Source organism: Paenibacillus sp. sgz302115, from assembly GCF_056120445.1.
Genome location: NZ_JBVYOK010000001.1, coordinates 708185 through 727271, shown reverse-complemented (window position 1 = coordinate 727271; position 19087 = coordinate 708185). Strand labels below are relative to the sequence as shown.

Sequence of the window (19087 nt, the reverse complement as noted above, 5' to 3'; positions counted from 1 at the left end):
AATTTTAAATCATATGAACTTCATCACACCAGTCCGCACAGGACGGAAAGGAACTCTCTTTTGAGCAAAACAAAAAATAATAATGTCATGGCTCCCCAATTAAACAAGCAGGAGAGACGCAGGGCAGAGCTTGAGAAGCAGAAGCAGAAGACGAGAATTCTGATTATCAGTACAGTAGCGTTAGTTGTTATCATCTTTGTAGGGTTATTCATGTTAGCTTCGAAGGACAGTTCCTCGTCAACAGCAGGTTCCGGTACAGCATTCAACTTCAATTACAGTGAGCTGCCAAGACTAGGCAAAGAGGATGCCCCGGTAAAAATCGTCGAGTTTGGCGATTTCAAATGTCCGGCGTGCGCCCAATTCTCCGGCTCGATCAAACCGCAGCTTGTTCAGGAATATGTAAATCAGGATAAGGCAGCACTTTATTTTGTGAATATGGCCTTTATTGGCCCGGATTCGGTAACAGCCTCTTTGGCCGCATTGTCTGTCTACCATCAGAACAGTGACGCTTTCTGGACCTACTACGATGCTCTATATGCTAATCAAGGTGACGAGAACAAGGAGTGGGCAACCGCAGACTTTCTGGTGAGCCTGGCGCAGAAGGAAAAGCTCCCGATTGATTTTGATCTGCTGCGCAAAGACATTGAGAACCGCACCTATGAAAGTGAACTGCAAAGCGACATTAAGATCGCCAAAGATGCAGGGGTAACTTCCACACCTACAGTTTTTGTTAATGGTGTAAAGGTGGATGAGCCTTTCAAGATGCAAGCGATTGACGCACAGGTTAAAGCCGCCACCACAGCAGTGAGTGCCAAGTGATGAAGTTTTCCAGGTTCTGCCGCCGCCACTGCCTTTATCTGGCCTGGTTCGTATCCGTAATTGCCGTAGCAGGCAGCTTGTATCTCAGCGAGGTGCTGAAATATGAGCCCTGCAAGCTCTGCTGGTTCCAGCGCATCTTTATGTATCCGCAGCTCATCCTGCTCGGAATTGCCACCTACCGGAATGATAAAAGCATTATTCCCTATGTGCTGCCCTTAAGTCTGATTGGCGGCTCGATCTCGCTCTATCATTATGCCGAGCAGAAGATTCCCGCACTCAGCAAGGTGATTCCTTGTACAATCGGCGTTCCCTGCAACAAGGATTATCTGAATTATTTCGGGTTTATTACCATTCCGTTGCTCGCCCTGATTGCTTTTGCTATGATTGCGATTTTGCTCTGGAACGGTCGTAAAGAAGAAGAGGCAGAGTGAGAAACTTCTGACACAAATATTAATCGAAAACCTGTAAAAACACGTGTTGCAGGGATAATTGAAGAGAATGAAAGATCAGGTTATCCCTCATCATGGATTTGCGTTTTTTGAATGTTTTTTCATTCTTTTTTCATTTTTTTCACCGCTTTACGGAAGACGCGTTGTAGATTATCATTAGTCCTTGTGAGAAGTTGAATACGCGCTGAATTTTCCGTAAGGGAAAACGGGGGAACCATTATTGGCAGATGTGCCAAAGGGGTGAATCGGTAGCGGGTCAGATGACCCCGACCGTAGGGCTACCACAGTCCGAATCCGCCAGCTAACCTCGTAAGCAATGGTGGGATAATGACGATGCTGTAAGCATGCGGATCATTTCCGTATGCTTATTTTTGTGCCTGCATTTATGAAACCCGCTAATGAAAACAGCGCACGGTACTACCGATTCGACTTAACAAAGAGAGGAACTGTTACTACAATGGTAAGCAAGGTAAAACGACTATTGATCGGGCGTCCGATGAAGTCGAACGAACTCGATCATGAAAAGTTATCCAAGGTAAAAGCATTGGCTGTCCTATCTTCTGATGCGCTCTCGTCTGTAGCCTATGGGACGGAACAAATCCTGATTGTCTTGGTGGCTGCCGGTTTTACAGCCATCTGGTATTCACTGCCAATTGCATTAGCCGTATTGGGCCTGCTGGCTATTTTGATTTTATCCTATCGCCAGACCATTTTTGCCTATCCTCAGGGCGGCGGCGCGTATATCGTAGCCAAAACCAACCTCGGGATTCCAACCGGCTTGCTCGCCGGAGGCTCTTTGTTGGTGGATTACATTTTGACCGTTGCGGTAAGCGCCTCGGCGGGTACGGATGCGATCACATCCGCTTTTCCAAGTCTGCATAATCATAGCGTACTTATCGCTGTTACCGTAATTACGCTCCTGACCATTGTCAATTTGCGGGGAGTTACGGAATCTGCATCATTCATTGCCATTCCGGTATATCTGTTCGTAATCTCGATCTTTGTGCTGATAATATCCGGAGTATTCAAATATATAACCGGCGGCGCTCATGCGAATGTCCCTGAAATTGGGTCGGCCGTTTCCAACGTCAGCCTGTTTCTGTTGCTCAAGGCCTTCAGCTCCGGCTGTTCGGCACTGACAGGTGTTGAGGCTGTATCCAATGCCATTCCGAATTTTAAAGCCCCGGCGGAGAAAAATGCCGCTAAAACCTTGATGATGATGGGGATTATCCTCGGGATTATGTTCACGGGAATTACGCTGCTTGCTTACTGGTATGGAATTACACCGGATGAAAAAGCGACAGTTGTTTCACAAATTGCCGAATCCACCTTTGGCCGTGGCGCTTTGTACTATTTCATACAAGGCATTACAGCAGTGATCCTGTTCCTGGCTGCCAATACAGCCTACTCAGCGTTTCCGCTGCTCGCCTTCATGTTCGCTAAGGATAAGTACCTTCCGCATGCATTTATGGTCCGTGGTGACCGCTTGGGCTTCTCCAACGGCATTATTTTTCTCGGGGTTCTGTCGGCTTTGCTGGTAGCTGCATTCCACGGCAATACCGACGGCCTGATTCCTTTGTATGCGGTGGGTGTGTTTATTCCGTTTACGCTGTCCCAGCTTGGCATGATGGTGCACTGGTTCAAAACCAAGCCCAAAGGCTGGCATAATAAATTTGCTGTGAACACAGTGGGGATGCTCACAACTCTGACTATTACGCTCATCTTCATTATTACGAAGTTCTCCAGTGTATGGATGGCCTTCATCTTCCTGCCTGTTGTCATGTTCGTATTCCATCGTATTCACCGCCATTATCTGAATATTGCAGATCAATTGCGAATTTGCCCGGCAACAGATAAGCCTTGCATTAAGGGAAGCACAGTAGTCGTTCCTGTCGCGGGTGTGACACGTGCGGTGCTTCATTCAATCAGCTACGCCAAGTCCTTGACGGACAATGTGGTGGCTGTGTACATCGGTTTTGATGAAGAAGAAATTCACAAGATGGAGCAGAAATGGGAGGAGTGGAACCCGGGTGTACGCCTGATTGTGCTCCGTTCCCGTTACCGCAGCATTATCCGGCCGCTTGTCAAGTTCATTGATACGGTAGAGTGGAAGACGGCTTCAACCGACCATATCACCGTCTTGATCCCGCAATTTATTACCAAGCACTGGTGGCAGGCCATTCTGCATAACCAGACCAGCTTGTTCATCCGTTCTTATCTCATGAATCAAAAAGACATTGTTGTAGCAACCGTGCCTTTTCATTTGCACAAATAGACAGATGGTCATCATTATCTAGGCTGTTTCCGAGGAGTTCGGAAGCGGCCTATTTTTTATGGAAGAAAAATGATTTATCAATATGGTATTATATGTATTACGAATATTTCAGGGGGGAGATAGGAAATGGCTATTTATTTTGTAAGACATGGTATAGATGACGAAGGATTTCGTGGCGGGTGGAGTCAACGGGGACTTGTAGCTGAGGGGTACAGGCAATCGGAGAAGCTTGGCAATTATCTCAAGGAAAACCAATCCACATTCAACATTCATCGTATTGTTAGCAGCGATTTGCAGCGGGCATTAGATACGGCAAATGAGATTGCCAGGGCACTGGAACTGCCAGTTGAAGGCAGCGGTTATTGGAGAGAGACGAACAATGGTGTTATAGCTGGCATGCCCAATGAAATTGTAAATGAACGGTATCCTGGTTTGTATTTTGCAAGTTTGCAGATGGATGAGAGGTATCCCGGCGGAGAAAGTCCCCTTGAGTTTTTCACTCGCATTAAAGAGATATTATTAAAATTATGCGAAGAGCAAGTAAGATGCAGTCATAATGAAAATGTAGTCGTTGTTACACACGGAGGTGTAATAAATGTAATTTATCATATTCTAAGAGGGTTAGATTGGACAAACAAAAGCAGCAAAGCATTCCCGGCTTCAAATACCAGTATTCATAAAGTAGAGTATTGTGACGGAGGCTGGGAAATTTTAATAGAAAACCATACGGAGCATCTAAATTATACCAAAAACTAAACATTTATATTGACATGGATAATGATAATCAATATCATTTAGTGGAGTGAGACTAAGGCATTCAGCTTAAGCTTCATACTATTTAAGCGAATGTTACGAAGCGAATTTTACTGTGATGTTGAACCTGCAGGAGCAACTGCTTCTTAAAACTTTTTAGGAGTGAAAACCATGTCAGAACGTTTGAACACAGAACAATTAAGTATAGGATATGCTGAGGCGGTGATCGTCAAGGGATTGGATCTGTCTCTTCCAACAGGGAAGATCACAGCGCTTGTCGGGGCCAACGGCTCCGGGAAATCTACCATTCTCAAGACTATGGCGCGTATCATGAAGCCTAAGAGCGGCAGCGTGATGCTGGACGGCAAGTCGATTCACAATCTGTCCACAAAAGAGGTAGCCCGGCAGCTTGCGATTCTGCCGCAGAATCCTACCGCTCCGGATGGTCTGACCGTCTCTGAACTGGTTGGCTACGGCCGCTATCCCCATCAGAAGGGCTTCGGTACCATGACTTCGGAAGACCGCGATATTATCGCTAAGGCGATCTCTGTTACCGGGATGGAAGCATTCCATGACCGCCCGATTGACCGGCTCTCCGGGGGGCAGCGCCAGCGGGCCTGGATTGCTATGGCTCTGGCTCAGCAGACGGATATTCTTTTCCTCGATGAGCCGACAACGTTTCTTGATATGGCGCACCAATTGGAGGTGCTGCAGCTTCTGCAGAAGCTGAACGAGGAGGAAGGCCGCACGATTATTATGGTTGTGCATGATTTGAACCATGCGTCCCGCTATGCCCAGCATATGGTGGCGATCAAATCGGGCAGTGTGATCAGCGAAGGCACTCCGGCCGAGGTAATGACGCCGGCCGTGCTGCGTGAGGTGTTCGGGATCGAAGCGGATATTGTTCCTGATCCGCGTACGGGTGTGCCGCTCTGCCTGCCTTATGAATTGGCGGCATACAAAGCGGTAGGGATGTAAGGAGGCAAGGTCATGAATGAAGCGCTCAGCCAAGAGCTGATCAGCAAGTTTGACCTTCATCCCGCAGAACCTGCCGAGGCTTTGCATTCTTTTAAGGCGCTGGAGCTTGTCCATAAAGAGGGAATGCGCGATTTCCTCGAATGTTACCGCCCTCTTATGAGAGCACTGGATGATAAAGCGGCTGCGGCATATATGGGAAGCTGGTTCTCGAGTCTGGCGCTTGCGGTGCAATATTCGCTCTCCGTGTATTCCTCAATACCGGTAATAAGCTTGTCTCGTTTATCCATCCATCTCATTCCGGTCAACGGGTATTGCCGGATAGTTTTTTCGCTACAGGACTGGGAGATAGAGAATGCCCCGAAGGAAGCGGCGCGTGAGGGTTGGCGCAATGAGGTGCTGACCCGCTTCTACCGTGATACAGCAGCTCCGTTGCTGCGGAGCTTGCATGAGGCAAGCGGTCTGAGTCTGAGTGATATATGGGGCCAACTGCCGACTAAATTCAACTACTATATGGAGCAGTTTGCAGATGGGCTTCAGGATTCCAAGCTGCTGGATACTTTGCAGGACGATTACAGCTATCTGAAGCACAGTCTGCCGGCAGAAATTCTCGGGATGAAGCGGAATCCGTTTGATGTCACGGTTCGCAGAATAGAAGCGCTGGACGACCCGGGGCGGACCGTGCAGATGCGCAACCGCTGCTGTCTCTATTACCGGACTGAAGGTGGAAGCTACTGCTACACCTGTCCCCGCTTGAAAGAAGAGGAGAGGGCGGCACGGCGGGTAGAATACCGCAAAAAGGCGGCCCGCGCCCAAGGATAGGTTATAAACGTGAAATCTGACTCATAATGATTACATATGCAGCAGGCCCAGGCTCCCGTCATTGACAAGGGAGCCTGTTCGTTGTTAAAGTTGTGGTTGCCCTGGTTAAATTCCACACTATTTTTTTTGCATATAAGCAGCGGAGTATGATTATCCGGTGAATAAGGATCATTATTTTTATAGAGTCAAAGGAGCAAAGAAGATGAACATCAGCAAAATATATGAGGATCTGCAGCAGTTGGTTCCGGCTGGAGTGGTTAAGCGCGATGAGGTGCTGGAGAGCCATGTGTTCACCCGTATGGGCGGTCAGGCGGACATCCTGGCAGCGCCAGTGACATATGTGGAGCTTCAGTCCATTGTTACATATGCCCGCGTAAATGAAATTCCGCTTACAGTCCTGGGTAACGGCTCGAATGTCATTATCCGTGACGGAGGCATCCGCGGAATTGTTCTGCTGACCTCTGAATTAACCGAAATGGGGCTGCGGGACGATTTGCTCTATGCCCAGTGCGGCGCAAAGATTATTGATGTCTCCAGATTTGCCTTGGAGAAGCAGCTTGCCGGACTTGAGTTCGCCTGCGGAATTCCTGGCACTGTAGGCGGAGCGCTGTACATGAATGCTGGCGCATATGGCGGTGAGGTCAAGGATGTGCTGCATAGCGCACTTGCCGTTGACAAAGCTGGGCGGCTGGTGACTTTGCAGGGAGATGAACTGGAGTGGGGCTACCGTAAAAGCGTCTTCGCCAGCGGGGACTTCATTGTGCTGGAGGCCCGATTTGCATTGCAGCCAGGGGATTCAACGAATATCAAAGCCATAATGGACGATTTGACCTACCAGCGTGAATCGAAGCAGCCACTGGAGTATCCTTCCTGCGGAAGTGTCTTCAAGCGCCCTCCCGGAAGATTTGCCGGGCAATTGATTCAAGAAAGCGGACTTCAGGGAACAAGAATCGGCGGTGCTGAAGTGTCGCGTAAGCATGCAGGATTCATTGTGAACACAGATCATGCGACGGCTAAGGACTATATTGGGCTGATCCATCATGTTCAGGCTACGGTTAAGGATAAGTTCGGTGTGGAGCTCGAGACGGAAGTTGAGATTATTGGAGAAGAGTAACTGACATAGGACGCAGGCTGAAATGCCGCGTCCTGTTTTTTTCTGCATAAGAGGCAGGGTCATGCTTCAGCCAGTGAGATGGAATACTTTCCTCTGTCAGTCCGCAGTTCAACCTGACCGTCATTCACAGCATCCAGACGGAGCCCGCTGACGGCAATCTCATAGCTCTGCTGAGGAAGAGGTACTAGCTCGCCATCCCTGTTCAGGGTACTGCCAGTGCCCCGCAAGATCAGCGCGCTGTCCAGATAATCGTCAATAACGTCATCGGCATTGCGGTAAGCGACGGCTTCCAGACTGAAGTGGACGGTGTCGTGGTCATTCATCTCCTGCTTCTCAATCACAATGGTTGCGCCCACCTGGGCGGTCAGCCAATCCATAAGTTTCTGTTCGCTTTGATCCATCAGATGATCCCATCCTTATCAAGGAGATTATAGAAGTTAAGTTACCCTTTTGTTCGAAATTGAATCCATAGTTCTGTCAGTGTGGGAAAAATTATAATTAATGTGATGAATAATTTATGCCATGAAAAAATGCGTCAGGGCTGCTCTTTTCACTGATTTTGGATCATCTGTAAGGGTTGCCAGGCTACGGCCTGACATGGTATAGTTCAATTCGCAGTACTATGAATAAAGAAGAATTCTGCGGATAACCCGCAGGAGAGGTTCGCAAACTCCCTCTATAAAAAACTAAGACCGTTTTGGCATAATGGCTCTCTAATGCAGAGGGCTTGCTTCATGTTATGCTGTGCGCAAAAAGACAGCGCCTGTCAGTCAGTATGCATATTATCCGTCCAGCAAGGACGGGAGGCGTTTCTTCTTAGTAGAGCCAGGTTTTCGAAGCTCATTCTTCTTTCCTGTTCCGGCGGACAGCCGGGGGAAAAGAGAGGGGTTTTTTGTCATGTCAGAAGGCAGATTGAAAGAGGAAATGCAGGAGGTTACCCTGCTCGGCAACCAAGGCACAACGTACAAATTCGGATATGATCCGGATATTCTTGAGGTGTTCGATAACAAGCATCCGGGTCGCGATTATTTTGTTAAATTCAACTGTCCGGAGTTCACAAGCCTGTGTCCTGTTACCGGGCAGCCGGATTTCGGGGCAATGTACATCTCGTATATTCCCGAGCAGAAAATGGTTGAATCGAAATCACTGAAGCTCTACTTGTTCAGCTTCCGCAATCATGGCGATTTCCATGAAGACTGTGTGAACATTATTATGAACGATCTGATCTCGCTGATGGAGCCGCGTTATATTGAGGTCTGGGGCAAATTCACCCCGCGTGGCGGCATTTCCATCGATCCTTACTGCAACTGGGGGCGTCCGGGGACCAAATATGAAGCGATGGCCGAGCACCGGCTGATCAATCATGACCTGTATCCTGAGAAAGTGGACAACCGTTAATCCGGGGCAAGGAAAAGGAGGAAATCGATCATGAACAAAAAAGCACTGGTCGTCTTCAGCGGCGGCCAAGACAGCACAACGTGTCTGGTATGGGCGCTGCAGCAGTTCGAGGAGGTTCAGGTGGTGACCTTCAATTATAATCAACGCCATGCGGCTGAAATAGAAGTTGCCAAGGAGATTGCTGCGAAGTTCAAGGTGAAGCAGCATATTCTCGATCTCGGTCTGCTGAATCAGCTGGCACCGAACGCATTGACGCGTGATGAGATTGAAATCGTTGCGGGTGAAGGAGAGGAATTGCCGAGCACGTTCGTGGATGGGCGCAATTTGCTGTTCTTGTCCTTTGCGGCAATTCTGGCGAAGCAGCTTGGGTATGCGAATATTATCACCGGAGTCTGCCAGACCGACTTCAGCGGATATCCCGACTGCCGGGATGTGTTCGTCAAATCACTGAATGTGACCCTCAATCTGTCGATGGACTACGAGTTTGTCATTCATACACCGCTCATGTGGCTGGATAAAAAAGAAACCTGGAAAATGGCCGATGATCTCGGCTGCTTCGAATATATCCGTGAGCATACGCTGACCTGCTATAACGGAATTGTCGGCAGCGGCTGCGGCACATGTCCGGCTTGTCTGCTGCGTAAGCGCGGCCTGGACCAATATGAAGCAGAACGAAATGAGGTTGGTTCCTGATGCTGGGCGAGGTATCCGTATGTAAGATTTTTACCTTTGATGCAGCCCATCAACTGGTCGGGCATAAAGGAAAGTGCAGCAACCTGCATGGTCATACCTATAAGCTGGAAGTGGTGCTGAAGGGCAAGCCACTCGCAGCAGAGGGTCACTCCGACGAAGGGTTTGTAGTTGATTTCAGCGATATCAAGGCTACGGTGCAGGAGAGTCTGGTGGAGCATCTGGATCATGCTTTTCTGGCGATGGGCAATGAGCCTGTATTGGAGACGCTGGTAAATACGGGGTCCAAGGTGGCGCACCTGTCATTCCGGACAACGGTGGAAAATATGTCGGCATATATCGCCTACAAGCTGAAGATGGCCTCACTTCCGCTGTATTCCGTCAAGCTGTGGGAAACGCCAACCTCTTGGGCGGAGGTGCTGGCGGCGGACATCCCCGAAGAAGGGCCGTACTATCGGCTGTATGGGGGTTGTGACTGTGAGTAAGCTACCGGTAATTGAAATATTCGGCCCGACGATTCAGGGGGAAGGTGCGGTCATCGGCGTCAAAACGATGTTCGTCCGCACCTACGGCTGCGACTACCGCTGCGGCTGGTGTGATTCCGCTTTTACCTGGGATGGATCGGCGAAGGACAAGATGCGGATGCTTGCACCGGAGGAGGTTCTGGCGGAGCTGCTTGCGCTTGCCGGGAATAATTTTGACTGTGTGACGATCTCAGGGGGCAATCCCGCTCTGATTGGCGAAGGCATGGGGACATTCATCCGGCTGCTGCATGAACGCGGCATTCAGGCGGCGATTGAAACCCAGGGCAGTAGATGGCAGGACTGGTTCTACGACGTGGATGTGCTGACGGTCAGCCCCAAGCCGCCAAGCTCAGGGATGAAGACCGATTGGGAAATGCTAGATGGTATTATGGATAAAATGAAGGCACAAGGCAGGTCTGCCCATAGCCTGAAGGTAGTCGTCTTTAACGACGAGGACTATCTGTACGCGAAAAGCATCCACAAGAGATATCCGGAAGTGCCGCTCTTCCTGCAGCCGGGCAATGATAATGTGACGGAAGAGGGGGACATCTCGGCCCGCCTGCTGGGTCGGCTGGAATGGCTGTTCAATCAGGTAATTGCTGATCCTGAGATGAACCGGGCGCGGGTGCTTCCGCAGCTGCATGCCCTTATTTGGCATAATAAGCGGGGCAAATAAATCCGGTGCTAGACCGGGCTTCTGCAACGCTGCAGAGGTCCGTTTTTTTATGAAAAAATCTGTTATAATCTTTAAGGTGAATAGACAGTCCGTTAGAGATTTTCAATTGCGAAGGGAGAGAATGAAGTGGCAAACGATTCAACCGCATTAGTAATCATTGATGTGCAAGAGGCGATGTTTTCATATCCGGGCATGAAGCTGCATGATGAAGAGGGCGTAATGGACAGAATCGTTGCACTGCTGCATAAAGCCCGTTTGGCAGGAACGCCTGTCGTGTATATTCAGCATACCGAGGATGAAGAATACACCAAGGGTACTCCCACCTGGCAGATCAGCAGCCGCATAACTCCGCGCGAGGAAGATTTAATTGTGGAAAAGCCGACCTGGGACGCGTTTCACCGGACACCGCTGCATGAGGAGCTTCAGAAGCGTGGCATCACCGATCTGGTCCTCTGCGGAATGCAAAGCGAGTTCTGTCTGGATACCACGACCAGACGCGCATTCAGCATGGGCTACTCCAGTGTGCTGGTGGAGGATGCGCACAGCACCTTTGACAATGCCAATTTAAGCGGCGGCGAGATCGTGAAGCATCACAACTCTGTGCTGGGTGGCAGATTTGCCAAGCTGCGCAAGGAACATGAAGTGGAATTCTAATGGAGTCCGCCAGATTAGCTATGAAGCCTATCCGCCGTTCACGGCTGAGACTTTTCGCGGGCAAGCGTTATTTTACCTGGAAAAGATATTGGCAATGGTTAACCCAGCGAAAGAATAGAGCAACAGCACATCTTGCAGAAGACCTGCGCTATACCTCAGCCACACATGCGACACCGCTGCTGCGAAGTCTGCGTAACGTCGATATGCAACTGCAATACAATAAAATAACGAATCTGAAGCTTGCAGTGGCGAAGCTTAACGGTCTGACAGTGTGCCCCGGCGAGACTTTTTCCTATTGGCAGACTATTGGCAAGCCGACACGCCGTAAAGGGTATCTAGATGGAATGGTGCTGCATTACGGCGGGTTCCGTTCCGGCACGGGAGGCGGCTTATGCCAGCTCTCTAATCTAATCTACTGGATGACGCTGCACACTCCGCTGACCGTTACAGAGCGGCACCGTCACAGCTATGATGTCTTTCCCGATGAGCAGCGGACCCAGCCTTTCGGCAGTGGGGCAACCTGTGCCTACAATTATCTGGATCTGCAGCTGATGAATCGAACGGACGAAGTGTATCAGCTCAAGCTGTGGCTGGATGACAGTCATTTGTACGGGGAATGGAGATGCAGCGGGCAACCGCTATACACCTACGAAGTTTACGAAGCAGATCACGTGATCAGTCTGGAACCATGGGGTGGCTATATCCGCAGCAACAGTATCCGCCGCAAGGTCATGACCCGCACGGGTGAAATCGCCCGTGATGAAGCGATTGCTGACAATCATGCGCTTATGATGTATTCACCGCTGCTTACATAGTTAGTTTTATCCCAACCGAAAGGAACCAAAGCTGTGAATTCAAAAAAACCGCCCGTTCCCGTCCCGCTCCTGATGCTGGTCGGAATTGTGGCTATTTCGTTTTCTTCTATATTTATTAAATGGTCGGCGGCTCCGGCCTCGGTTCAAGGCATGTACCGGCTGCTCTTTACTTCGCTCCTGATGCTGCCTTTTGCCCGTCCCTACAGTGGAGCCCTTTACGCTCTGCGCCGGAAGGACTGGCTGCTGCTGGGTTGCTCGGGGATGATGCTGGCTTTGCATTTTTTGCTGTGGATGGGCTCACTGAAGTATACCTCCGTAGCCAGCTCGACGATGATTATGGCGCTGGAGCCGGTATTTATTATGCTGGGCGCATACATGCTGTACAAGGAACGGAGTACATCTGCCGCCATATTGGGCCTCGCAATCGCGATCTTCGGGGTTGTCTTTATCGGTTGGGGGGACATAGGGCTGTCCCCGGATAATGTGAAAGGCGATCTGTTGTCCATTGGCGGAACTGTTGCAGTGGCTGTTCATATGCTGATTGGCCAAAAGCTTGTGTCCCGTATGCCTTCCTACCTCTACAGTCTGATCGTCTTTATCTCAGCGGTGCTGGTATTTGCCATCTACAATTTGCTGTCCGGCATCCCGTTTTTTGCTTATCCGGCACGTGAATGGGGAATCTTTATTCTGCTTGCTGTCGTACCGACGGTATTCGGCCACATTCTGTTCAATTGGCTGCTGCAGTATGCTTCGGCGACTACAGTTTCGATGAACATTCTGGGCGAGCCTGTGGGGGCAAGCATTTTGGCATTTCTGCTGCTGGGTGAAGCGCTGACCGGACTGCAGTGGATCGGCGGTGTGCTGGTGATGGGCGGTCTGGCCGTCTATTTATTCGCAGGAAGAAAAAAAGCCGCAAGGGCAAAAGAAGCCCTTAAAAACGCATCATAGCAGAGATTTTCACTAGAAAAAGGGGCCTAATTGAATGAATGAACATGATCCGAATCAGGAAGTAACCCAAAGCGCAGTTCCCTCCAGTGAGGAGCTGTGGAACGAGGATACATATGCTGCTTGGACAAGCCGCTTTGGTACACCTTCTGAGGCTGCGGCAAAGCTTGTAAAGGAGCCTGCGGGCAAGCTGTTCCCGCTTGGCGGTTATCTCGGAGAAGTTAGAGGCAAAAGGATAATGAATCTCATGGGTTCAAACGGCATGAAGGCTGTAGCTCTGAGCCTGCTGGGAGCCCAAGTAACCGTCGCCGATTTCTCGGAAGCTAACGCCCGTTATGCTGGTGAGCTGGCTGCCGCAGCGGGAGTTCAGTTGAATTATATTGTCTCGGATGTCTTGAAGCTGCCGCAAGAGCTGCTGGACGGCTCGTATGATATCGTTTTTGCCGAGATGGGGATTGTGCATTATTTTACGGACCTGGCACCGTTCATGGATACCGCGTACCGGCTGCTGGCAGCCGGCGGAAGGTTTGTACTGCGTGATTTCCATCCGGTAACGACCAAGCTGATCACCTCGAAGGGATCGACCGCGAAAGTCCGCAAGCATAAGGTGAGCGGGGATTATTTTGACACCGCACTGGAGGAGAAGAAGGTTTCGTATTCGAAGTATTTACCCTCGCCAGGCGAAACCGCGGAAGACGTGAAACACAGTGTCGTGTATTGGCGCCGCTGGACGCTGGGTGAAATCGTAACGGCAGCAGCGCGCAGCGGACTTGTGGTCCGTGAATTGGCCGAGGAGCCGAATCTGTCTTCCGAGGTGTATGACAAAGGAATTCCCAAGACATTCGTCCTGGTGGCGGAGAAAAAGTAGTCTGTTAACCAAACGGTATAGCCTGAGGCGCTTGTTCAGCGGCCACTTGAGGCTATGCCGTTTTTTTTATGGACCATTGCTTATTCCGCTGCCGTACCCCCAACTGCCAAATTCACAAAAGCCTGCTGCAGGGGAGTCAAGGCAGAATCCTTCCGCCAGGCGAGCACAAAATCGCCATGATCCGGCTGCACTCCCGGGAGCGCCGCATAAGATAAGCTCCCGGCTGCCACTTCTTCCATAATTCCCGCCTTGGAGAACAACGCGACACCTCCGCCTTCACGAAGTATTCTCTTCATCGCCTCCGGCGAATTCAACACCACATGTCCCCATACTTTTACCCCGTTCCGCTGGGCCCATTGATCCGCAAGCCTCTGCAGGGAAGAGGACGGTTCATGTTGAAGCCAGGGTTCAAGGACGAGCTGCTCCGGTGTTAAATCATGAATATTTGCGAAAGGGTGGCCGGGGGCGAAGACTAGTACGGCTTCATCCCGCGAGATGCTTTTTGTATGGAAGGAGCTGTCCTGACCAGCCGCGCTATGTAAAGCCGCCAGCGGAATTTCTCTGCCCCGCAGCCGTTCACGTATAACATCCTCAGGCTGAACCGAGAGTGAGATGTCCAGACCCGGATATTGTCCAATGAATTGCGCGAATGTTTTTGGCAGAAGATATGTACCGGGAATATAGCTTGCCTCCAGATGCAGGTTACCTGAGGAGAGGGAGGAGTACTGTTTGATGCTGCGCTCTGCCTCGGCTGTCAGTGCCACAATTTTGGCCGCATATTGATAAAGAGTCCGTCCAGCGTCAGTAAGGAGTACTCGCCCGCTGCGGTACTGAAAAAGGGGAGCTCCCAGCTCAGCCTCCAGACTTTTCATATGGAAGGATACCGTCGGCTGTTTCAGTCCCATTTCAGCGGCAACATCGGTTACTTTTTTATATTTTTCAATCAGGACAATGATTTGTAATTTAACAATATTCATAATTTACCTCCGGCAAATAGGGAATCGTTAACAAATAGTATTCTCAATATAGATTATATCTATTGAATTATACATTTTCTATTATGTTATTTATCTTTTATTTTACAAACATAAGAATTTTCCCTGACGAACGGGCTCTAGAATAAGAAGAGTCAGATGTGACATGAGCACAGTCTGATGCTTCCAAAGGTGAGTTTTGTACGAACACAGATCATGTAGCAGACACTCACAAAACATAGCAGATGCAGCAGCAGATGCTATACAAAACACTCAGGAGGAGACAAAAAAATGCAATTCAGAAAATCGTGGGTCATGGCTTTGGCGTTAACTGGTGTAGTAGCACTTTCAGCATGCGGTAACAACGGTGGAAATAATGCAGCAACCAATAACGGAGGAAATGCGGCTGCCACAACTGCTCCTACAGAAGCAAGCAGCGGCTCGGATCTAAGCGGATCTATTCTGGCTTCAGGCTCTACAGCACTACAACCGCTCGTTGAGCAAGTAGCTGAGAAATTCATGGAAAAGAATTCCGGCGTAGACATTCAGGTTCAAGGCGGAGGCAGCGGCACCGGACTTACTCAAGTAGCTGAGAAGCAAGTGGATATCGGTAACTCCGATGTATTTGCAGAAGAAAAGCTGAAGGATGCCGATGCTGAAAAAGCTAAATCGCTCGTTGACCACCAGGTAGCGGTTGTAGCGATTGCAGCAGTTACTCATCCGGATGCAGGCGTAGATTCCTTGACCAAACAACAGCTTGTCGACATTTTCACTGGTAAAGTGACGAACTGGAAAGAAGTTGGCGGCAAGGATCAAAAGATTCAGATCATCAACCGTCCGGGCAGCTCCGGTACACGCGCTACCTTTGAAAACTTTGCACTTGGCACCAAAACAGAAGATCTGCAAGGTTCGATCCAAGAGGATTCTTCCGGTACAGTTAAGAAAATGATCGGCGAAACTCCGGGAGCTATCGGTTACCTCGCTCTGTCCTATCTGGACTCTTCTGTTAAAACATTGAAATATGACGGTGTTGAACCTTCCGTTGACAATGTAATTGCTGGTAAATATCCGGTATGGGCTTACGAGCACATGTACACTAACGGCGAACCTAATGCACAAGTAAAAGCATTCCTTGACTACTTCATGACTGATGAAGTACAGAACGGTGATGTAGTGGATCTGGGCTACATTCCAGCTTCAAAAATGCAGGTTTCCCGTGATGTAGAAGGTAAGGTTACTACTAAGTAATCCATTAGTAACACCCAAGCAAATCATCCATTAGAACTTCATGTGATTAGAGGCGGAATTCTTCTGCCTCTCTTTTCACTTTAGAAAGAGGGAGCATGTTGACGGTAAAACCGAAGAAAACACGGATTGAAAAACATCATATAGAGGATTTCATTGGACGTTCATATATGTCCTTTTGTGTACTGCTATTGATAGTTATCATTGTATCGATGGTTTATTTTGTAGCGTCCAAAGGGATTTCTACCTTTACCAGCGGTGATGTCAAGATCTCAGAATTCTTGTTCGGTACAAAATGGGCGCCTGAAGGAGATACCCCATCATATGGAGCGTTCCCTTTCATTGCCGGCTCATTTCTGGTTACGCTACTTGCAGCGCTTATCGCAAGTCCGCTCAGCCTGTGCGCGGCTCTGTTCATGACTGAGATTGTACCGGGCTGGGGCAAAAAGCTGCTGCAGCCTGTAATTGAATTGCTGTCCGGAATTCCATCCGTTGTATACGGCTTTGTGGGACTAAGCGTAATTGTTCCGTTTTTGCGTAATACATTTCCCGGCCAGGGCATCGGGGTTGCTGCAGGCGCGCTTGTCCTGTCGGTCATGATTCTGCCGACCATTACAAGCGTGGCTGCAGACGCGCTGGCTTCTTTGCCGCAAAACTTGAAAGAGTCCTCCTTTGCGCTCGGTGCCACACGGTGGCAGACGATCTCCCGGGTAATTCTCCCGACAACCTTCCCGGCGATTATGACGGGGATTGTTCTGGGGATGGCACGCGCTTTCGGTGAAGCCCTTGCTGTTCAGATGGTTATCGGGAATGCGCCGTTCGTTCCGCGGTCGCTCTTTGAATCGGCTTCGACCCTGACCAGCGTCATTACGCTGAGCATGGGGAACACTACGATGGGCTCGCCGCATAATAATGCGCTGTGGAGCATGGCACTGGTTCTTATGTTGATGACCTTTGTATTTGTCCTCCTCGTAAGAATGCTCGAAAGGAGAAATAAAATATGAAGCCGAGAACCGCAGATAAAATAGCCACAGGGCTGATCGTATTTTTCGCATTACTTATTGTAGCCATCCTCGTAGGATTGCTTGGATACATTATCATCCGCGGCTTCAGCCATATCAGTTGGGATTTCCTGACATCAGCACCGCAAAAGATCCGCGCAGGCGGGGGGATTGGCCCGCAGTTGTTCAACTCCGTTTTCCTGCTGGTGCTGACTTTAATCATTACGATACCGCTTGGACTTGGCGCGGGAATCTTCATGGCGGAATATGCCCGTCCCGGCAAGCTTACGAATTTTATCCGTCTGATCGTGGAGGTATTGTCTTCTTTCCCTTCGATTATCGTCGGTTTGTTCGGACTTTTGTTAATCGTCAATTATTTTGATCTTGGCTTCTCCCTGATATCCGGCGCACTTGCGCTTACCTTCTTCAACCTGCCGCTGATGGTCCGGATCACGGAGCAGGCGTTCCGCACAGTACCGAAGCAGCAGAAGGAAGCGGGCTTTGCTCTTGGGTTGTCCAAATGGAAAATCGTTACCACCGTGCTGCTTCCGGTAGCCTTGCCAACGATTATCACCGGAACGATCCTGTCCGCAGGCCGTGTCTTCGGTGAAGCGGCTGCACTCATGTTCACAGCGGGTATGAGCAGCCCGCGCCTCGATTTCTCGAACTGGAATCCGCTCAGCCCTTCTTCGCCGCTGAACCCTTTCCGTCCGGCGGAAACGCTGGCTGTGCATATCTGGAAGGTCAACAGCGAAGGCTTGGCGCCTGACGCCGCACAAATCGCGGCAGGAGCTTCGGCTGTGCTTGTAATTACCGTACTGATTTTCAATCTGGCGGCGCGTTATTTCGGCAGATTTATCTACCGTAAGCTCACGGCTTCCAAAAGAATGAGCTAAAACCAAGAATACGATAGATCAATAGGAGGAGTAAGAGATGGGTATTGCAGAACCAGTGGTGCGCGAATCTTTTCAAACGGAGAATCTAAGTATATTTTACGGCACATATGAGGCAGTGAAGGGGATTAGCCTTCCTTTTGCCCAGAATACGGTTACGGCGCTAATCGGGCCTTCCGGCTGCGGCAAATCGACATTTCTCCGCTCGCTGAACCGGATGAACGATGAAATCTCCGGCTCGACAACGAAGGGGAGCATCTGGATTGACGGCGTGGACATTAACGCACCCGGCACAGATGTTATCAGACTGCGGCAAAAGATCGGAATGGTCTGGCAGAAGCCGAACCCGTTCTATAAGTCCATCTACGACAATATCGCCTTCGGGCCGAAATACCACGGCATTAAAGGTAAAGCTGCCTTGGATGAAATCGTTGAGAGCAGCCTTCGCCGCGCCGCCTTGTGGGACGAGGTCAAGGACCGGCTGAAGGATTCGGCGCTGGCCTTGTCCGGCGGACAACAGCAGCGGCTGTGCATAGCACGGGCCTTGTCGGTTAATCCGCAGATTCTGCTCCTGGATGAGCCGGCTTCGGCGCTGGACCCGGTATCCACAGGTAAAGTTGAAGAGCTGATTAAGGAGCTCAAAGAGGAGCTGCGGATCGTAATCGTTACCCACAATATGCAGCAAGCGGCGCGCATCTCGGATTATACGGCATACTTTTACCTGGGTTCGCTTGTAGAATATGATAAGACGGAGAAGGTCTTCAGCAACCCTGAGAATCAAATGACGCAAGAGTATATCATGGGCCGCTTCGGCTGATTTTACTTAGCAGGTATGGTTCCTCCATTGTGAGGGGCCATATTTTTTTGTTAAGCCCTCAGGTATTCCGAATTTGTTTGGGCGCCGAATCATGGCTTGCGTGAGCCCTGGAGGTTCATTGCTTTCCAGGGCGAAGGGGCAATATTTCTTGGGGATGCCGTGTTCTCATTGATGAAGCGCATAACCCCCGATCCTGAGTTCGCAGTGAAGCGCAAAGAATATGTTGCTTCAATTCCGCTTACGCTGATTGTCGTGATGCCCGAAGACCCACGGCAGAGAGAATGGGATGAGGATTACGCCGCCGTGGGGACGTTTATAATAGGAAACTGCAAAAATAGCCCGGTAAGGGCAACCAAATAAAATATGAGCTATCACATTAC

22 protein-coding genes and 2 riboswitches are annotated in these 19087 nt (G+C 49.8%); of the genes, 20 read left to right on the top strand and 2 right to left on the bottom strand.

The window, feature by feature from the left end:
• Window positions 1-60 precede the first annotated feature (60 nt).
• The 7 genes from AC0LWN_RS03315 to murB all read left to right on the top strand — a co-directional run bounded on the left by AC0LWN_RS03315 (window position 61) and on the right by murB (window position 7207).
• Complete coding sequence (locus AC0LWN_RS03315; protein WP_474663198.1) at window positions 61-819, top strand: DsbA family protein; 759 nt, start codon at window positions 61-63, stop codon at window positions 817-819.
• Entirely contained in the window at window positions 819-1250 is a 432-nt protein-coding gene (locus AC0LWN_RS03310; protein ID WP_474663197.1) for a disulfide oxidoreductase, read from the top strand. Before AC0LWN_RS03315 ends, AC0LWN_RS03310 begins: the two co-directional genes overlap by 1 nt.
• A gap of 190 nt (window positions 1251-1440) precedes the next feature.
• A riboswitch (cyclic di-AMP (ydaO/yuaA leader) is annotated at window positions 1441-1599 on the top strand.
• Window positions 1600-1725: 126 nt separating this feature from the next.
• Window positions 1726-3543 (top strand): APC family permease, encoded by a 1818-nt coding sequence (locus AC0LWN_RS03305; protein ID WP_474663196.1) that lies wholly within the window; start codon window positions 1726-1728, stop codon window positions 3541-3543.
• Between the two features lie 126 nt (window positions 3544-3669).
• A complete protein-coding gene (locus AC0LWN_RS03300) occupies window positions 3670-4299 on the top strand; it encodes a histidine phosphatase family protein (RefSeq protein ID WP_474663195.1) in 630 nt (209 codons plus the stop codon).
• A gap of 168 nt (window positions 4300-4467) precedes the next feature.
• Window positions 4468-5274 (top strand): ABC transporter ATP-binding protein, encoded by an 807-nt coding sequence (locus tag AC0LWN_RS03295; RefSeq protein ID WP_474663194.1) that lies wholly within the window; start codon window positions 4468-4470, stop codon window positions 5272-5274.
• A gap of 12 nt (window positions 5275-5286) precedes the next feature.
• The gene (locus tag AC0LWN_RS03290; RefSeq protein ID WP_474663193.1) at window positions 5287-6093 is read left to right on the top strand and encodes a (2Fe-2S)-binding protein; all 807 of its coding nucleotides are present in this window, start codon (window positions 5287-5289) and stop codon (window positions 6091-6093) included.
• Between the two features lie 202 nt (window positions 6094-6295).
• Window positions 6296-7207, top strand: a complete 912-nt coding sequence (gene murB, locus AC0LWN_RS03285) for a UDP-N-acetylmuramate dehydrogenase (RefSeq protein WP_474663192.1) — start codon at window positions 6296-6298, stop codon at window positions 7205-7207.
• 59 nt (window positions 7208-7266) lie between these two features.
• Here murB and ymzB read toward each other — a convergent pair whose 3' ends face one another.
• Window positions 7267-7608: a protein YmzB gene (gene ymzB / locus AC0LWN_RS03280; protein ID WP_474663191.1), complete on the bottom strand. Its 342-nt coding sequence runs from the start codon at window positions 7606-7608 to the stop codon at window positions 7267-7269.
• A 251-nt stretch (window positions 7609-7859) separates the two neighbouring features.
• A riboswitch (PreQ1 riboswitch) is annotated at window positions 7860-7903 on the top strand.
• Between the two features lie 201 nt (window positions 7904-8104).
• On the opposite strand from ymzB, the gene queF reads away from it, so the two are divergent.
• The 8 genes from queF to AC0LWN_RS03240 all read left to right on the top strand — a co-directional run bounded on the left by queF (window position 8105) and on the right by AC0LWN_RS03240 (window position 13777).
• Window positions 8105-8605: a preQ(1) synthase gene (gene queF / locus AC0LWN_RS03275; RefSeq protein ID WP_025708122.1), complete on the top strand. Its 501-nt coding sequence runs from the start codon at window positions 8105-8107 to the stop codon at window positions 8603-8605.
• Between the two features lie 30 nt (window positions 8606-8635).
• Window positions 8636-9298: a 7-cyano-7-deazaguanine synthase QueC gene (gene queC / locus AC0LWN_RS03270; RefSeq protein ID WP_458962340.1), complete on the top strand. Its 663-nt coding sequence runs from the start codon at window positions 8636-8638 to the stop codon at window positions 9296-9298.
• Complete coding sequence (locus AC0LWN_RS03265; protein WP_474663190.1) at window positions 9298-9780, top strand: 6-pyruvoyl trahydropterin synthase family protein; 483 nt, start codon at window positions 9298-9300, stop codon at window positions 9778-9780. Before queC ends, AC0LWN_RS03265 begins: the two co-directional genes overlap by 1 nt.
• Entirely contained in the window at window positions 9773-10495 is a 723-nt protein-coding gene (gene queE / locus AC0LWN_RS03260; protein WP_474663189.1) for a 7-carboxy-7-deazaguanine synthase QueE, read from the top strand. Before AC0LWN_RS03265 ends, queE begins: the two co-directional genes overlap by 8 nt.
• A 126-nt stretch (window positions 10496-10621) precedes the next feature.
• Window positions 10622-11149: a cysteine hydrolase family protein gene (locus AC0LWN_RS03255; protein ID WP_474663188.1), complete on the top strand. Its 528-nt coding sequence runs from the start codon at window positions 10622-10624 to the stop codon at window positions 11147-11149.
• Entirely contained in the window at window positions 11149-11964 is an 816-nt protein-coding gene (locus AC0LWN_RS03250) for a VanW family protein (RefSeq protein WP_474663187.1), read from the top strand. The genes AC0LWN_RS03255 and AC0LWN_RS03250 overlap by 1 nt, the downstream gene beginning before the upstream one ends.
• A 33-nt stretch (window positions 11965-11997) precedes the next feature.
• The gene (locus AC0LWN_RS03245; RefSeq protein ID WP_474663186.1) at window positions 11998-12912 is read left to right on the top strand and encodes a DMT family transporter; all 915 of its coding nucleotides are present in this window, start codon (window positions 11998-12000) and stop codon (window positions 12910-12912) included.
• Between the two features lie 34 nt (window positions 12913-12946).
• Window positions 12947-13777, top strand: coding sequence for a class I SAM-dependent methyltransferase (locus tag AC0LWN_RS03240; protein WP_474663185.1), 831 nt, complete (start codon window positions 12947-12949; stop codon window positions 13775-13777).
• An 80-nt stretch (window positions 13778-13857) separates the two neighbouring features.
• Here AC0LWN_RS03240 and AC0LWN_RS03235 read toward each other — a convergent pair whose 3' ends face one another.
• Window positions 13858-14754, bottom strand: coding sequence for a LysR family transcriptional regulator (locus tag AC0LWN_RS03235; protein ID WP_474663184.1), 897 nt, complete (start codon window positions 14752-14754; stop codon window positions 13858-13860).
• 288 nt (window positions 14755-15042) lie between these two features.
• Here AC0LWN_RS03235 and AC0LWN_RS03230 point away from each other — a divergent pair, with 288 nt between their 5' ends.
• From AC0LWN_RS03230 to AC0LWN_RS03210, 5 genes are all read left to right on the top strand, one after another.
• Window positions 15043-15999, top strand: a complete 957-nt coding sequence (locus tag AC0LWN_RS03230) for a phosphate ABC transporter substrate-binding protein (protein WP_474663183.1) — start codon at window positions 15043-15045, stop codon at window positions 15997-15999.
• A gap of 95 nt (window positions 16000-16094) precedes the next feature.
• On the top strand, window positions 16095-17000 hold the full coding sequence (pstC, locus tag AC0LWN_RS03225) for a phosphate ABC transporter permease subunit PstC (RefSeq protein WP_458962332.1): 906 nt from the start codon (window positions 16095-16097) through the stop codon (window positions 16998-17000).
• Complete coding sequence (pstA, locus tag AC0LWN_RS03220) at window positions 16997-17893, top strand: phosphate ABC transporter permease PstA (RefSeq protein WP_474663182.1); 897 nt, start codon at window positions 16997-16999, stop codon at window positions 17891-17893. Before pstC ends, pstA begins: the two co-directional genes overlap by 4 nt.
• A gap of 37 nt (window positions 17894-17930) precedes the next feature.
• Window positions 17931-18707: a phosphate ABC transporter ATP-binding protein PstB gene (gene pstB, locus AC0LWN_RS03215; protein WP_474663181.1), complete on the top strand. Its 777-nt coding sequence runs from the start codon at window positions 17931-17933 to the stop codon at window positions 18705-18707.
• A 168-nt stretch (window positions 18708-18875) separates the two neighbouring features.
• Window positions 18876-19067, top strand: a complete 192-nt coding sequence (locus tag AC0LWN_RS03210; RefSeq protein ID WP_474663180.1) for a nitroreductase family protein — start codon at window positions 18876-18878, stop codon at window positions 19065-19067.
• Window positions 19068-19087 lie beyond the last annotated feature (20 nt).